Here is a 15,745-nt window from a genome sequence, read left to right as displayed (position 1 = left end):
GGTAGCGACCATTTGTCGCAGATCTTATTCTTTGTTGATTGAACGTTCAATCAAAACAAAATAGACTGGCCCTCAAGCCGACGGACGTTCTTCGTCCATCGGCAGGCCTAAGGAGAGGTGCTACATGCCCAAGGTCGGTATGCAACCCATACGCCGCCAGCAGTTGATCGAAGCCACATTGACGGCCATCGATCAGGTCGGGATGGGAGATGCCAGCATTGCGCTGATTGCGCGTCTGGCCGGCGTCTCGAACGGCATCATCAGTCACTACTTTCAGGACAAGAACGGCCTGATCGCAGCGACCATGCGCTACTTGATGAATGCGCTGATCGAGAACGTCCAGGAACGTCGGCGCACCTTGAAGGATGACAGCCCACGGGCACACCTTCAGGTGATCATCGAAGGCAACTTCGACGCCAGCCAGGTCAACGGCCCGGCAATGAAAACCTGGCTGGCCTTCTGGGCCACCAGCATGCACCACCCGTCATTGCACAGGTTGCAGCGGATCAACGATCACCGCTTGTATTCCAACCTGTGCTGCCAGTTCCGCCGTGCGATGCCGTTGTCCGAGGCTCGCAGCGCAGCCCGCGGCCTGGCGGCGTTGATCGACGGTTTATGGTTGCGCGGCGCCCTGTCGGGAGACGCTTTCGACACGGAGCAGGCGCAACGGATCGCTTACGAATACATGGATTTCCAATTGGCCAAGCAGGTGAGTTAGAGCACTTATAAACGCTCAACCCCTGAACGTCCGCCGCTCAGTGTTGCCACAACCCCATGGCCCACTGTTCGGCGGGTAACGCCAACCACTTATGCACTTGCGAGGACTTTATGGCCCGTTTCGACCTGCAAAAACTCTACATTGACGGCGGCTACAGCGACGCTGGCAGCGATGCCACCTTCGAAGCCATCAACCCGGCTAACGGTGAAGTTCTCGCCCAAGTGCAACGCGCCACGAAAGAAGACGTCGAGCGTGCCGTAGCCAGCGCTGAAAAAGGCCAGAAGGTCTGGGCTGCCATGACCGCCATGGAGCGTTCGCGCATCCTGCGTCGTGCTGTCGACATCCTGCGCGAGCGTAACGATGAGCTGGCCGCCCTGGAAACCCTGGACACCGGTAAAGCCTTCTCCGAAACCAAGTATGTCGACATCGTCACCGGCGCCGACGTGCTGGAATACTACGCCGGCCTGGTGCCCGCCATCGAAGGCGAGCAGATCCCGCTGCGCGATACCTCGTTCGTCTACACCCGCCGCGAGCCGCTGGGCGTGGTCGCCGGTATCGGCGCATGGAACTACCCGATCCAGATCGCCCTGTGGAAATCCGCCCCGGCCCTGGCCGCCGGTAACGCGATGATCTTCAAGCCAAGCGAAGTCACTTCGCTGACCACCCTGAAACTGGCCGAGATCTACACCGAAGCTGGCGTTCCAGCAGGCGTGTTCAACGTCTTGACCGGCAGCGGTCGTGAAGTCGGCACCTGGCTGACCGAGCACCCGCGCATCGAGAAAGTCTCGTTCACCGGCGGCACCGACACGGGCAAGAAGGTAATGGCCAGCGCTTCGAGCTCCTCGCTCAAGGAAGTGACCATGGAACTGGGCGGCAAGTCGCCGCTGATCGTGTTCGAAGATGCCGACCTGGATCGCGCCGCCGACATCGCGATGATGGCCAACTTCTACAGCTCCGGCCAGGTCTGCACCAACGGCACCCGTGTGTTCGTGCCTAAGCACCTGCAGGCTGCGTTTGAAGCCAAGATCCTTGAACGCGTTGCGCGCATCCGTGTGGGTGACCCGCAGGACGACAACACCAACTTCGGCCCGCTGGTCAGCTTCGCCCACATGGAAAGCGTGCTGGGCTATATCGCCAAAGGTAAGGAAGAAGGCGCCCGCCTGCTGTGCGGCGGCGACCGCCTGACCGACGGCGATTTCGCCAAGGGCGCCTTCGTAGCCCCGACCGTGTTCACCGACTGCACCGACGAGATGACCATCGTCCGTGAAGAAATCTTCGGCCCGGTGATGAGCATCCTCACCTATGAAACTGAAGAAGAAGTGATCCGCCGCGCCAACGACACCGACTTCGGCCTGGCTGCGGGCCTTGTGACCAAGGACCTGAACCGCGCCCACCGCGTGATTCATCAGTTGGAAGCCGGTATTTGCTGGATCAACGCCTGGGGCGAGTCCGACGCCAAGATGCCGGTCGGTGGCTACAAGCAATCCGGTGTGGGCCGTGAGAACGGCATCAGCTCGCTGAACAATTTCACCCGCATCAAATCGGTACAGGTTGAGCTGGGCGACTACGCCTCGGTGTTCTAAGAGCCGAGCCTTGTAGTGCCTTTGAGGCCGCCATCGGGGGCAAGCCCCCTCCCACCTTTGACTGTGTGAACCCGATCAAATGTGGGAGGGGGCTTGCCCCCGATGAGGCCTGACCTGACTAGACTTCAAAGAGGGTGCATCCAATGTCCCAAGAATACGATTACATCATTGTGGGTGCCGGCTCCGCCGGTAACACCCTGGCGACCCGTCTGACCGAAGACGAAGGCGTCACCGTTTTGCTGCTGGAGGCCGGTGGCCCCGACTACCGCCTCGACTTCCGTACCCAGATGCCAGCCGCCCTGGCCTTTCCGCTGCAGGGCCGCCGCTACAACTGGGCCTATGAAACCGATCCAGAGCCACACATGGACGGTCGTCGAATGGAATGCGGCCGCGGCAAGGGCCTGGGTGGCTCGTCGCTGATCAACGGCATGTGCTACATCCGTGGCAACGCCATGGACTACGACAACTGGGCGAAACTGCCGGGCCTGGAAGACTGGACCTACCTCGACTGCCTGCCGTATTTCCGCAAGGCCGAGACCCGTGACATCGGGCCCAACGATTACCACGGTGGCGAAGGCCCGGTCAGCGTGACCACGCCGAAAGCGGGTAACAACCCGCTGTTCCACGCCATGGTCGAAGCCGGCGTACAAGCCGGCTACCCGCGTACCGAAGACTTGAACGGTTACCAGCAAGAAGGCTTCGGCCCGATGGACCGTACCGTCACGCCGAACGGCCGTCGCGCCAGCACCGCACGCGGTTACCTGGACACGGCTAAAAAGCGTTCGACCCTGACCATCGTCACCCACGCCCTCACCGACAAAGTGTTGTTCGAAGGCAAGCGAGCCGTAGGCGTGCGCTACCTGATCGGCGCCGCCGAAGAGCGCGTCGAAGCCCGTGCGCGCAAAGAAGTGCTGGTGTGCAGCGGCGCAATCGCTTCGCCGCAACTGCTGCAACGCTCCGGCGTCGGCCCGGCCAAACTGCTGGAAAGCCTCGACATCCCGGTGGTCCACGACCTGCCAGGCGTCGGCGAAAACCTGCAGGACCACCTTGAGCTGTACCTGCAATATGCGTGCACCCAGCCGGTGTCGCTGTACCCATCATTGCTCTGGTACAACCAGCCTGCGATTGGTGCCGAATGGCTGTTCAACGGCACCGGCATCGGCGCCAGCAACCAGTTCGAAGCCGGCGGCTTTATCCGTTCGCGTCCGGAATTCGAATGGCCGAACATCCAGTACCACTTCCTGCCGGTAGCGATTAACTACAACGGCAGCAACGGTGTGAAAGAGCACGGTTTCCAGGCACACATGGGCTCCATGCGTTCGCCTAGCCGTGGCCGCGTGCAATTGAAGTCGAAGAACCCACGGGACTACCCGAGCATCCTCTTCAACTACATGGCCACCGAGCAGGACTGGCAGGAATTCCGCGACGGCATCCGCCTGACCCGTGAAATCATGCAGCAGCCGGCGCTGGATCCCTACCGTGGCCGCGAAATCAGCCCGGGCATCGAAGTGCAAACCGATGAGCAGCTGGACAAGTTCATCCGCGAGCACGCCGAAACCGCGTTCCACCCGTCCTGCTCGTGCAAGATGGGCACCGACGAGATGGCCGTGGTGGATGGCGAAGGCCGCGTGCATGGCATGCAGGGCCTGCGGGTGGTCGATGCGTCGATCATGCCGATCATCACCACTGGCAACCTGAACGCGCCGACGATCATGATCGCCGAGAAGATCGCCGACAAGATCCGTGGCCGCAAGCCGCTGCCGCGCAGCAGCGCCGACTACTACGTCGCAGGCGATGCGCCGGTGCGTGGCAAGCCGTTGCGTGAAGTGGGGCCTACTGCGCAGTAACTGAAACACCGCGGCGCCTTCATCGGGGGCAAGCCCCCTCCCACATTTGACTGTATTTACACATCTGGATTTGTGAACACAGTCAGTGTGGGAGGGGGCTTGCTCCCGATGAGGCCCTGACAGACACAGCAAAACCTTCCCCTACACTTTCCTTGATCAGCCCTCAGCCCCGGCCTACTCTGTTGGCCTGCCGCGCGCTGAGCCGCCCACAAGGAAGGCCCCATGTTCGAACACCACACCACACTCAAACAGCACTTCAGCGCCCTGCGCACCGGTGCTGAGTTCTTCTCGTTGCGTTACGTGCGCGAATCCGGCCAGTACCTGTCGGTGCGCAAGAACGTCGCCGAGCCGCCACACCTGGGTCACGACGAAGGCGCCATGCTTACCGTGCGTCTCAATGGCGTGGAAGCCTACGCCGCGACCAACGACATTTCCCTGGCCGGCCTGCAAGCGGCCCTTGAACGCGCCGAACAGCAAGCCCGGCTGATCCAGCCCCACGCCCTGCTCGATCTGCGCCAGCAGCCAGTTTCCAGTGATGTCGGCGACTACCTGTCTCCCGACCTTGAGCAGCCCTTCCCGTCCCTGAGCGATTGCTACCAACTACTTGGCGATGAGTCTGCCGCCGTGCCCAAGGATGAGCGCCTGGTGACCTGGGAAGTCAGCCTGGGCACCACCCGGGTTGAACAGATTTATCTCAACAGCGCCGGCGCGCAATTGCGCCAGGCCCAGCGTTTCGTCTTTCCCGGCCTGAGCGTCACCGCCTTCGACGGCAACGACAGCCAGACCCGAACCCTGGGCGGTACCAACTTCGGCCAGCAAGGCAGTGCCGGCGTGATCCAGCGCTTTGGCCTGGTCGGCGCTGCCAGCCAGGTGGCCGACGAAGCCCTGCAATTGCTGCTCGCACCGAACACGCCCCACGGCCCACGTGACCTGCTGTTGATGCCCGACCAGATGATCCTGCAGATCCACGAATCCATCGGCCACCCGCTGGAACTGGACCGTATCCTCGGGGACGAGCGCAATTACGCCGGCACCAGCTTTGTGAAGGCCAGCGACTTCGGCCATCTGCAATACGGCTCACCTTTGCTCAACGTGACCTTCGACCCGGACATCCCCGAACAACTGGCCAGCTACAGCCACGACGACGACGGCAGCCGCGCCAGCAAGCAATTCCTGATCCGCGACGGCCTGCTGCTCAAGCCCTTGGGCGGTGCGTTGTCGCAATTTCGCGCCAACCTGCCAGGCGTCGCCAACAGCCGCGCCTGCGGCTGGAACCGCCCACCCATCGACCGCATGGCTAACCTGAATATCGAGGCAGGCGATAAAAGCCTCGCGCGACTGGTGGGCGGCATCGAACACGGCATCCTCATGTCGACCAACCGTTCGTGGTCCATCGACGATGCGCGCAACAAGTTCCAGTTCGGCTGCGAGTGGGGCCAGTTGATCGAAAACGGCGAACTCAAGGGCGTGGTGAAGAACCCCAACTACCGGGCGATTTCCGCACAATTCTGGCGCAAGCTCAGCGCCGTCGGCGATGCCAGCACTTTCAAGGTATTGGGCACGCCGAACTGTGGCAAAGGCGAGCCCAACCAGGTGATCCGCGTTGGCCATGCATCGCCGGCCTGCGTGTTCAGTAACGTCGACGTATTTGGGGGAGATGCCTGATGGATGACTTCAAGGCATTGGTGGAGTGGCTCAAGCAAGCCATCACCGACAAGGAACAATTTCACCTCGGCTACGCGGATGAGTCGTCCGAATTCGTGCGCTTCAATCACGCCAAGGTACGCCAGGCCGGACAGGTGCAACAGGCCAGCCTGAACCTCAAGCTGATCGACGATGGTCGCCATGCGGACCTTGGCATCACCTTGTCCGGCGAGCCGGAACTGGACCGCCAGCGCCTCGCCGATGGCCTGGAACAGCTACGCCAAACCCTGCCGCTGCTGCCCCAGGATCCGTACCTGCTGCTCAACCACAACGCCTGGCAAAGCCACAACGAACAACTGCGACCGCTGCCGGACATGGCGCAAGTGCTGCAAGACATCAGCCTGGCTGCCGAAGGCGTAGACCTGGTCGGCTTCTACGCAGCCGGGCCCATCAGCCGTGGGTTCGCCAGCTCCGAGGGTGCATTCGGCTGGCATCGGGCCAATAGCTTCAACTTCGATTTCAGCCTGTTCCACGCCAATGGTGAAGCGGTAAAAGCCAGCTACGCCGGGCACACCTGGAACAGCGCAGAATTCACCGCCCGCTTGCAGCAAGCGCGCGAGCAGCTGGCGTTTCTCGGTCGCCCGCTGCACAACCTGGCGCCCGGCCAGTACCGTGCCTACCTCGCCCCGGCAGCGCTGGAAGAAATCATCAGCATCATCACCTGGGGAGGGTTTTCCGCCCAGGCCATCGCCAGCAAGAGCAGTTCATTGCAGCGCCTGTATGCCGCTGAGCAGTCGCTGAGCCCGCTGGTGACGATCGATGAGCAGATCAGCGGCTCCCTGAGCCAGGCGTTTTCCACCGAAGGCTACCCGCGCGAGGACGTTACCCTGATCTGCGCCGGCAAGGCGCGAAGCCAACTGGTGAATTCGCGCAGCGCCGCCGAATACGGCTTGAGCGCCAACGGCGCCAGCGGCGACGAATCGCCCAGTGCCCTGCAGATGGCACCAGGCAGCCTGGCCCAAGCCGATATCCTCAAGCAGTTGGGCACCGGCCTGTATATCAGCAACCTGTGGTACCTGAACTATTCCGATCTGCCGGCGGCACGCCTGACCGGCATGACGCGCTTCGCCACGTTCTGGGTGGAAGACGGCAAGATCAAGGCGCCGGTCAGTACCATGCGTTTTGATGACAGCGTCTTCCAGTTGCTCGGTTCGCAATTGGAAGCGCTGACCGCTGATCGGGAACTGCTGCTGTCGGCCAGTACCTACAGCCAGCGCAATACGGCCTCCAGCCTTCTGCCTGGCGCCTTGGTAAAATGCCTGACGCTGACCTTGTAATAACCAGCCCCTGCGGGAACGGGCTTGCTCGCTCCCACATTGGACTGTATGTGCCCTGTACGCTCGTGTGTTGTCGCCGGGAAAAAACCTCGATATAACGGTTGGTGGCCCCCCGCCACCTCACCCACGAGAGCACGACTTTGCCTGGGAACGGGCAAGCTGGAGCGTTGACATGAACCATGGAAGTTTTGTCATTGAAAAGCTGGTCAAGCACTACAACGTTCATGTTGAGCAGTTGGGAAACAATCCGGAAAAGAAAACCGTGCTGATGGTCAATGGCGCGTTGTCCACCACCCGCTCCTTTGCCCGTACCAGCAAATGCCTGGCCGAGCATTTCAACGTGCTGCTGTTCGACCTGCCGTTCTCCGGCTACTCCCGCGAGTACAATACCGACCTCGACCTGGTCACCAAGGATGACGAAGTACAAATCCTGCGCGCCCTGGTGGAACGCTTCCAGGTCAACCACCTGGTGTCGGCCTCGTGGGGCGGCATCTCCACGCTGCTGACCCTGGCGCACAACCCGCCCTCCATCGAAAGCTCGGTGGTGATGGCCCTGGCGCCCAACCTCAACCAAGCCATGCTCGACTATGTAGAACGCGTGCGCGTGCTCATTGAGGCCGATGACAAGTCTGCGGTCGGCCACCTGCTCAACGAGACGGTCGGCAAATACCTGTCTCCCCGCCTCAAGCGCAACAACCACCGGCACCTGTCGAGCATGGCCACTACTGAGTACCGCCAGGCACGCTTTCATATCCACCAGGTGCTGGCCCTGGGCGACGGTAACTACTTGCCAGCACTCCACAAGATTGAAACGCCAGTGCTCTTTCTCAACGGCGCCCTGGATGAATACACTCCGGCCACGGAGGCCCGATTGTTCAAACGGTATGTGGGCCATAGCAGCTTCGCCGTTGCCGCACACACCGGCCATCTACTGGACCTGGAGTCCCGCGAGGCGGCGTTGGCCGTGCACCGCGCGTTGTTGGATTTTCTAGTGGGCGAGCATGCGGCGTTATCGGACTTAGATGAACCGCCAGTGGGAAAAAACTTGAGGGTTAGCGCATAATCGCCAACACATAGCCTGCTAATCAAAGGGTCTCCATGCCGAATCGCGCCCCTCTCGATGCCAAGACCGCCCGCTGGCTACCCTGGGTGGTAGCGATTGCCTTCTTCATGCAGTCGCTGGATGGGACGATTCTCAACACTGCGCTGCCTGCCATGGCTCGGGACCTCGCAGAAAACCCGTTGCGCATGCAAGGGGTAGTGATCGCCTACATGCTCACCGTCGCCCTGCTGATCCCGGCGTCAGGCTGGATCGCCGACCGCTTCGGCACCAAGAAAATTTTCTTTGGCGCGATCATGCTGTTCAGCATCGGTTCGTTGCTGTGCGCTCTGTCCAGCAGTTTGACCATGCTGGTGGGGGCACGGGTGATCCAGGGCTTGGGCGGCGCTCTGATGCTGCCGGTGGGGCGCTTGGTGGTACTGCGGGCTTATCCGCGTTCCGAGCTGGTGCGGATCATGGGTTTCATTACCATCCCCGGCCTGCTCGGCCCGTTGCTGGGCCCGACCATGGGCGGCTGGATGGTGCAGTACCTGACCTGGCACTGGATCTTCCTGATCAACCTGCCGGTGGGCATGATCGGCTGCTACGCCGTGTGGAAGTTCATCCCCGACCTGCGCGGCAGTGAGCGCACACGCTTCGACGGCCTTGGTTTCTTGCTGTTCGGCGCAGCCATGGTGTTGATCACCATCGCCATGGAGGGCCTGGGCGAACTGCACCTGCCACACCTGCGGGTGATGTTGCTGCTGTTCGGCGGGCTGGCGTGCCTGGCTGCGTACTGGTTGCGCGCCGGGCATATCGATAGCCCGTTGTTCTCCCCGATACTGTTCAAGACCCGCACCTTTGCCGTGGGCATTCTCGGCAACCTGTTTGCGCGGCTGGGCAGCGGCGCATTGCCGTTCCTGGTGCCGCTGCTATTGCAGGTGGCGCTGGGCTACTCGCCGTCGGAAGCCGGGATGAGCATGCTGCCGCTGGCGGCGGCGGCGATGTTTGCCAAGTCCGTGGCCAGGCCGCTGATCGAGCGCCTCGGCTACCGCATCGTGCTGACCGGCAACACCTTGGCCCTGGGCCTCATGCTGGCGAGCATGGGCCTGGTCAGCGAGCACACACCCTACCCGCTGCTGTTGACCATGCTGGCGGTCCTGGGGGCGATCAACTCCCTGCAATTCACGGCAATGAACACCGTGACCTTGATCGACCTCGACGACGCCCAGGCCAGCAGTGGCAACAGCTTGCTGTCGGTGGTGGCGCAATTGTCCCTGAGCCTGGGCGTGGCCTGCGCCGGTGCATTGCTCGGCGGCTTTACCGCCGAGACGGGCAACGATGGGGTGGAAAGCGTGCTCGGCGCCTTCCAGCTGACCTTCCTCACCGTGGGCATCATGGCGATGCTGGCGGCGGCGATCTTCCTGCAACTGTCGCCAAAAGACGGCAAACGGGTGGTCAGCCGCGAGCACGATATCGAGCACTGACGGGCTTCTCGTCGAGAACTTGCAGGGAAAATCCCACGGGGCTGGTACACTGCGCGACATTTTGTTTTGCAGAGCCAGTCCCGTGACTACCATCGCCACCGCTTTTAATACTTTGCCCCTGTCCGCCGCCATGCTGGCTAACCTCGACTCGCTGGGGTATGTCGAGATGACGCAGATCCAGGCGCAAAGCTTGCCGGTGATCCTCAAGGGGCTGGACCTGATTGCCCAGGCCAAGACCGGCAGCGGCAAGACCGCCGCCTTCGGCATCGGCCTGTTGAACCCGATCAACCCACGTTACTTCGGTTGCCAGGCACTGGTGATGTGCCCGACCCGTGAGCTGGCCGACCAGGTCGCCAAGGAAATCCGTCGCCTGGCCCGTGCCGAAGACAATATCAAGGTGCTGACCCTGTGCGGCGGTGTGTCCCTCGGCCCGCAGATTGCTTCCCTGGAGCATGGCGCCCATGTGATCGTCGGCACCCCGGGCCGTATCCAGCAGCACCTGCGCAAAGGTTCGTTGGTACTGGACGGCTTGAACACCCTGATCCTCGACGAAGCCGACCGCATGCTCGACATGGGCTTCTACGACGCCATCGAAGACATCATCAGCAAGACCCCGCCCCGCCGCCAGACCCTGCTGTTCTCGGCCACCTACCCGGTGAGCATCAAGCAACTGGCGTCCAAGTTCATGCGTGCGCCGCAACAGGTCAAGGCCGAAGCGTTTCACTCCGATGACCAGATCGAGCAGCGCTTCTACGAGATCTCCCCGGAAGAACGCATGGATGCGGTGACCAAGGTCCTGGCGCACTTCCGCCCGGCTTCCTGCGTTGCGTTCTGCTTCACCAAGCAGCAAGTGCAGGAAACCGTGGATCACCTGACGTCCAAAGGCATTTCCGCCGTCGGTCTGCACGGTGACCTGGAACAGCGCGACCGTGACCAGGTACTGGCCATGTTCGCCAACCGCAGCACCTCCGTACTGGTCGCCACAGACGTCGCCGCCCGAGGCCTGGACATCGACTCGCTGGACATGGTGATCAACGTCGAACTGGCCCGCGACTCGGAAATCCACATCCACCGCGTCGGCCGCACTGGTCGTGCCGGTGAGACCGGTATCGCCATCAGCCTGGTGGCGCCGTCCGAAGCGCACCGCGCCCAGGCCATCGAGCAACTGCAGAAGTCGCCGCTGAACTGGGACCAACTGGACAACCTCAAACCGCAAAGCGGTGGCCCGCTGCTGCCGCAGATGAGCACCCTGTGCATCGCCGCCGGGCGTAAAGACAAGGTCCGCCCAGGCGACATCCTCGGCGCGTTGACCGGTGAAGCCGGCATCCCGGGCGCCCAGGTCGGCAAGATCGCAATCTTTGATTTCCAGGCATTCGTGGCCGTGGAACGCGGGATCGCCAAGCAGGCGTTGCAGCGTTTGAATGATGGCAAGATCAAGGGCCGATCGTTGCGCGTGCGGATCTTGTAACAACATCTCCGACTTGTTGGAGATCCAATGTGGGAGGGGGCTTGCTCCCGATAGCGGTGTATCAGTTGATATATTTCTGGCTGACACACCGCCATCGGGAGCAAGCCCCCTCCCACATTTGACTGTATTTCAATTCAGAATTTGTATGAGGACACCGTTTTGCGCTCGACCGAAGTTGTGATCATTGGCGCCGGCGCCGCAGGCTTGATGTGCGCACTGACCGCCGCCGGGCGCGGGCGCAAGGTGATGCTGATCGACCACGCCAACAAAGCCGGCAAGAAGATCCTGATGTCCGGTGGTGGCCGCTGCAATTTCACCAATATGTACACCGAGCCGGCCAACTTCCTTTCGCACAATGCACACTTCTGCAAGTCGGCCCTGGCGCGCTATACCCAGTGGGATTTTATCGCGCTGGTCGCCAAGCACGGCGTGCCCTACCACGAGAAGAAACTCGGCCAGCTGTTCTGCGATAACAAGTCCAGCGACATCCTCGGCATGCTGCTCGATGAGTGCATCCAGACCGGCGTGAGCCTGCACCTGGAGACTTCGATTGAGGAGATTGCCAAGCTCGACAGCGGCTACCAGCTGCAGACCACCCTGGGCGAACTGCGCTGCGAATCCCTGGTGATTGCCACTGGCGGTTTGTCGATCCCCACGCTGGGCGCCACCGGTTTTGGCTATCAAGTCGCCAGGCAATTCGGCCATGAACTGTTGCCGACCCGCGCCGGGCTGGTGCCGTTCACCATCACCGACCAGCTCAAGGAATTATGCGGCGAGCTGTCCGGCACTTCGGTGGATTGCCTGGTCAGCTGCAACAACCAGAGTTTTCGCGAGAACATCCTCTTTACCCATCGTGGCCTGAGCGGGCCGGCGATTTTGCAGATTTCCTCGTATTGGGAATCCGGCGACACCGTGGAAATCAACCTGTTGCCCGACCACGATGCCCATGCCTGGCTGCAGCAGCAACAGGTCGAACGCCCTAACAGTGAGTTGAAAACCCTGCTGGGTGAAATTTTCACCAAGAAGATGGCCAACCTTTTGGCCGAAACCTGGTTTTTGTCCAAGCCGATGAAGCAGTACACCCACGCTGAAATTACCGACATCGCGCAAAAACTTGGTAGCTGGCAATTGGTGCCGGCGGGCACCGAGGGCTATCGCACCGCCGAAGTGACGCTGGGTGGGGTAGACACGCGGGAAGTGTCGTCCAAGACCATGGAATCGCTGAAAAGCCCGGGCTTGTACTTTATCGGTGAAGTGCTGGATGTGACCGGTCACCTGGGAGGGTTCAACTTCCAGTGGGCGTGGGCATCTGGTTACGCAGCCGCACAATACGTCTGACACAACGCAGCAAAAATGTGGGAGGGGGCTTGCTCCCGATGACGTGTATCAGCAACAGATGTACTGACTGACACGCCGCCATCGGGAGCGAGCCCCCTCCCACATTGGTTTTGTAGTGAACTTGAAAAATTTGCTGTTGGATGTGATCACCACCCTTGCCGTGGCGTCCTTGATAGCTCAATTTAGCGACACTGTCCCGGAAGACTCCAGACTTCATGTCATCGACCTCGTTCAAGCAGTCCATGCGGCGCCTGTGGGCGCTGGATAAATTCAGCTACAGCGTACGGGTGTTCATCGCCCTCACCGGCAGCATGGCGCTGTGTTGGTACCAGGATGAAATGACGCTGCTGATCCCGCTGTTCCTGGGGATTATCGCCAGCGCCCTGGCCGAGACCGATGACAGTTGGCAAGGCCGCCTCAATGCCTTGGCGGTGACGCTGGTGTGTTTCAGCATCGCTGCGCTGTCGGTGGAGCTGCTGTTCCCCTACCCGTGGATCTTTGCCATCGCCCTGGCCCTGGCCAGCTTCTGCCTGACCATGCTGGGCGCCTTGGGCGAACGCTATGGCGCGATTGCCTCGGCCACGTTGATCCTGTCGGTCTACACCATGATCGGCGTGGACCAGCGCGGCGGCGCCGTCACCGACTTCTGGCATGAGCCGTTGCTGCTGGTGGCCGGCGCCGCCTGGTACGGGGTGCTGTCGGTGCTGTGGCAGGTACTGTTTTCCAACCAGCCGGTGCAGCAGAGCCTGGCGCGATTGTTCCGTGAGCTGGGGCGTTACCTCAAGCTCAAGTCATCCTTATTCGAACCGATACGCCAGCTGGATGTGGAAGCACGCCGCCTCGAACTGGCCCAGCAAAATGGCCGGGTAGTCGCGGCGTTGAATGCGGCCAAGGAAATCATCCTGCACCGCGTCGGCAATGGTCGGCCGGGCTCGAAGGTCAGCCGCTACCTGAAACTCTACTTCCTGGCCCAGGACATCCACGAGCGCGCCAGTTCCTCCCACTACCCCTACAACGCCCTCACCGAAGCCTTCTTCCACAGCGATGTGCTGTTCCGCTGCCAGCGCCTGCTGCGCCAGCAAGGCAAGGCGTGCCAGACCCTGGCCGAGTCGATCCAACTGCGCCAGCCGTTCATCTATGACGACAGCTTCGCCGAAGCCCTGGGCGACCTCAACGCCTCCCTGGAACACCTGCGCATCCAGAGCAACCCGGCCTGGCGTGGCCTGTTGCGCTCGTTGCGCGCCTTGGCGGCCAACCTGTCCACCCTCGACCGCTTGCTGGGCGATGCCAGCAACCCCGATGCCCTGGCCGACGCCACCGACAGCAACCTGCTGGACCGCGCCCCGCGCAACCTCAAGGAAATGTGGACGCGCCTGCGCACCCAATTGACGCCGACTTCACTGCTGTTTCGCCACGCCTTGCGCCTGTCATTGGCGCTGACCATCGGCTACGGCACCCTGCATGCGATCCACGCGTCCCAGGGTTATTGGATCATCCTCACCACCCTGTTTGTCTGCCAGCCCAGCTACGGTGCTACGCGGCGCAAGCTCGGCCAGCGCATCATCGGTACCGCCATCGGCCTCACCGTGGCCTGGGCGCTGTTCGACCTGTTTCCCAACCCCGTGGTGCAATCAATGTTCGCCATCGCCGCCGGCCTGGTGTTCTTTATCAACCGCACCACGCGCTACACCCTGGCTACGGCGGCGATCACCCTGATGGTGCTGTTCTGCTTCAACCAGGTGGGCGATGGCTACGGGCTGTTCCTGCCGCGCCTGTTCGATACCTTGCTCGGCAGCCTGATCGCAGGGCTGGCGGTATTCCTGTTCCTGCCGGACTGGCAAGGCCGGCGCCTGAACAAAGTGCTGGCCAACACCCTGACCTGCAACGGCATCTACCTGCGCCAGATCATGCAGCAATACGCCGCCGGCAAACGCGACGACCTGGCCTACCGCCTGGCCCGCCGCAACGCTCACAACGCCGATGCCGCATTGTCCACCACCCTGGCGAATATGCTGATGGAGCCGGGACACTTCCGTAAGGAAGCCGATGTGGGCTTTCGCTTCCTGGTGCTGTCCCACACCCTGCTCAGCTATTTGTCAGGGCTGGGTGCGCATCGCGAAACCCAACTGCCGGCCGATGTGCGCGAGCATTTGATCGACGGCGCCGGGCACGCCCTGGCATTGAGCATCGATGAAATCGCCAGTGGGCTGGCGAATAAACAACCGATTGCGATTCAGAGTGATGCCGAGGAAGCGTTGGCGGCAGAGCTGGAGCAAATGCCCGATGAAATCGACGAAGGGCAGCGGCTGGTGCAGACGCAATTGGCGTTGATCTGTCGGCAATTGGGGCCGTTGCGCACGTTGGCTGCGCATTTGATCAAAGATACCAGCGCGGCTTAGGCCGCTATCGGGAGCAAGAACGCTACATCCCATGCGCCTTCATCAACCGCGCATAACTGCCATCCGCCTTCATCCTGGCAATCTCCCGATCGAAACCAGCGACGATCTGCGCATGCTCGGGGTTCCTCAGGCTGACCAGGATGTGCAGGCTGTTCTCACTCAATGGCTTGCCCACAAACACCACGGCATCGCGCACCCGCGGCGACTCCCGCGCCAGGTAATAGCGCGCTACGTATTCATCCTCCAGCGTCAGTCGCACACGCTGCGCCGCCAGCATGCGCACGGCCATGGCGAAGTTGTGCACCGGCACTTTCTGCAACTGGCTGTCTTGATCGAATGCCGCCGAGTAGGCATAACCGCGCACCACCGCGATGGCCTCGTCGTGCAGTGCGTCCAGGCTGTGATATTCGATGGTATCGTCGCTACGCTTGAGAAAGCGCACACGGTTAAGCAAGTACTCGCCGGAAAACTGCCCCAGGTGCGTGCGGTCCTCGTTATACCAGGCGTTGATCAGCACGTCGTAGCGCCCATCCCCCACGCCCTTCAATGCGCGCGCCCAGGGCACCTGTTCAAAATCACTGGCGTAGCCGGCGCGGGCCAGGGCCGTGCGGACGATATCAGTAGCCAAGCCGCCATTGACCAAGGTGGCATCAGTAAACGGTGGCCAGCCATCCGCCACCAGGCGCAAACGTTGTGCCAGCGCCGGTTGCGCCAGCAGCAGCACTGCGATCAAAGCAACGGCACGAGTCAATCGCGGCATGCTTAAAGTCCTTGGCGGGCAGGCGATGGCCTGATAACAGTAGCTCATCAATGAGCTTGCATTGCAGATTACACAAAGAAGCCCGCGGCGCATGCACAGAATGATGGCAAATTGACGCCATTCAC

Annotated in this window: 11 protein-coding genes; 10 read left to right on the top strand and 1 reads right to left on the bottom strand. The window is 61.5% G+C overall.

Annotated elements, in window-relative coordinates; all coding sequences use genetic code 11:
* Positions 1 to 124: 124 nt before the first annotated feature.
* The 10 genes from betI (at position 125) to yccS (ending at position 14,860) form a co-directional block, all read left to right on the top strand.
* Positions 125 to 718, top strand: a complete 594-nt coding sequence (gene betI / locus NMB39_RS02190; RefSeq protein ID WP_057022888.1) for a transcriptional regulator BetI — start codon at positions 125 to 127, stop codon at positions 716 to 718.
* Between the two features lie 110 nt (positions 719 to 828).
* Positions 829 to 2,301 (top strand): betaine-aldehyde dehydrogenase, encoded by a 1,473-nt coding sequence (gene betB, locus NMB39_RS02185; protein ID WP_057022887.1) that lies wholly within the window; start codon positions 829 to 831, stop codon positions 2,299 to 2,301.
* 143 nt (positions 2,302 to 2,444) lie between these two features.
* Positions 2,445 to 4,148: a choline dehydrogenase gene (gene betA / locus NMB39_RS02180; protein ID WP_043046183.1), complete on the top strand. Its 1,704-nt coding sequence runs from the start codon at positions 2,445 to 2,447 to the stop codon at positions 4,146 to 4,148.
* A gap of 222 nt (positions 4,149 to 4,370) precedes the next feature.
* On the top strand, positions 4,371 to 5,813 hold the full coding sequence (locus NMB39_RS02175) for a TldD/PmbA family protein (protein WP_367235707.1): 1,443 nt from the start codon (positions 4,371 to 4,373) through the stop codon (positions 5,811 to 5,813).
* Positions 5,813 to 7,129: a TldD/PmbA family protein gene (locus NMB39_RS02170; RefSeq protein ID WP_367235706.1), complete on the top strand. Its 1,317-nt coding sequence runs from the start codon at positions 5,813 to 5,815 to the stop codon at positions 7,127 to 7,129. Before NMB39_RS02175 ends, NMB39_RS02170 begins: the two co-directional genes overlap by 1 nt.
* Positions 7,130 to 7,301: 172 nt before the next feature.
* Positions 7,302 to 8,192 (top strand): alpha/beta fold hydrolase, encoded by an 891-nt coding sequence (locus NMB39_RS02165; RefSeq protein WP_367235705.1) that lies wholly within the window; start codon positions 7,302 to 7,304, stop codon positions 8,190 to 8,192.
* Positions 8,193 to 8,227: 35 nt separating this feature from the next.
* Positions 8,228 to 9,655 (top strand): multidrug transporter subunit MdtD, encoded by a 1,428-nt coding sequence (gene mdtD, locus NMB39_RS02160; protein ID WP_057022883.1) that lies wholly within the window; start codon positions 8,228 to 8,230, stop codon positions 9,653 to 9,655.
* A gap of 130 nt (positions 9,656 to 9,785) precedes the next feature.
* Positions 9,786 to 11,123, top strand: coding sequence for an ATP-dependent RNA helicase DbpA (dbpA, locus tag NMB39_RS02155; RefSeq protein WP_231501119.1), 1,338 nt, complete (start codon positions 9,786 to 9,788; stop codon positions 11,121 to 11,123).
* A 159-nt stretch (positions 11,124 to 11,282) separates the two neighbouring features.
* Complete coding sequence (locus NMB39_RS02150) at positions 11,283 to 12,461, top strand: BaiN/RdsA family NAD(P)/FAD-dependent oxidoreductase (protein ID WP_306956599.1); 1,179 nt, start codon at positions 11,283 to 11,285, stop codon at positions 12,459 to 12,461.
* A 215-nt stretch (positions 12,462 to 12,676) separates the two neighbouring features.
* On the top strand, positions 12,677 to 14,860 hold the full coding sequence (yccS, locus tag NMB39_RS02145; protein ID WP_057022881.1) for a YccS family putative transporter: 2,184 nt from the start codon (positions 12,677 to 12,679) through the stop codon (positions 14,858 to 14,860).
* Positions 14,861 to 14,882: 22 nt separating this feature from the next.
* Here yccS and NMB39_RS02140 read toward each other — a convergent pair whose 3' ends face one another.
* Entirely contained in the window at positions 14,883 to 15,620 is a 738-nt protein-coding gene (locus NMB39_RS02140; protein ID WP_057022880.1) for a substrate-binding periplasmic protein, read from the bottom strand.
* Positions 15,621 to 15,745 lie beyond the last annotated feature (125 nt).

The organism is Pseudomonas sp. FBCC-B545, from assembly GCF_059134095.1.
This window is presented reverse-complemented; position numbering and strand designations above follow the sequence as displayed.

Coding starts and splice junctions, on each gene's coding strand:
- NMB39_RS02175 (WP_367235707.1), top strand. CDS start 4,371: ATGTTCGAACACCACACCACACTCAAACAGCACTTCAGCGCCCTGCGC.
- NMB39_RS02140 (WP_057022880.1), bottom strand. CDS start 15,620: ATGCCGCGATTGACTCGTGCCGTTGCTTTGATCGCAGTGCTGCTGCTG.
- betA (WP_043046183.1), top strand. CDS start 2,445: ATGTCCCAAGAATACGATTACATCATTGTGGGTGCCGGCTCCGCCGGT.
- betB (WP_057022887.1), top strand. CDS start 829: ATGGCCCGTTTCGACCTGCAAAAACTCTACATTGACGGCGGCTACAGC.
- yccS (WP_057022881.1), top strand. CDS start 12,677: ATGTCATCGACCTCGTTCAAGCAGTCCATGCGGCGCCTGTGGGCGCTG.
- mdtD (WP_057022883.1), top strand. CDS start 8,228: ATGCCGAATCGCGCCCCTCTCGATGCCAAGACCGCCCGCTGGCTACCC.
- NMB39_RS02170 (WP_367235706.1), top strand. CDS start 5,813: ATGGATGACTTCAAGGCATTGGTGGAGTGGCTCAAGCAAGCCATCACC.
- NMB39_RS02165 (WP_367235705.1), top strand. CDS start 7,302: ATGAACCATGGAAGTTTTGTCATTGAAAAGCTGGTCAAGCACTACAAC.
- dbpA (WP_231501119.1), top strand. CDS start 9,786: ATGCTGGCTAACCTCGACTCGCTGGGGTATGTCGAGATGACGCAGATC.
- betI (WP_057022888.1), top strand. CDS start 125: ATGCCCAAGGTCGGTATGCAACCCATACGCCGCCAGCAGTTGATCGAA.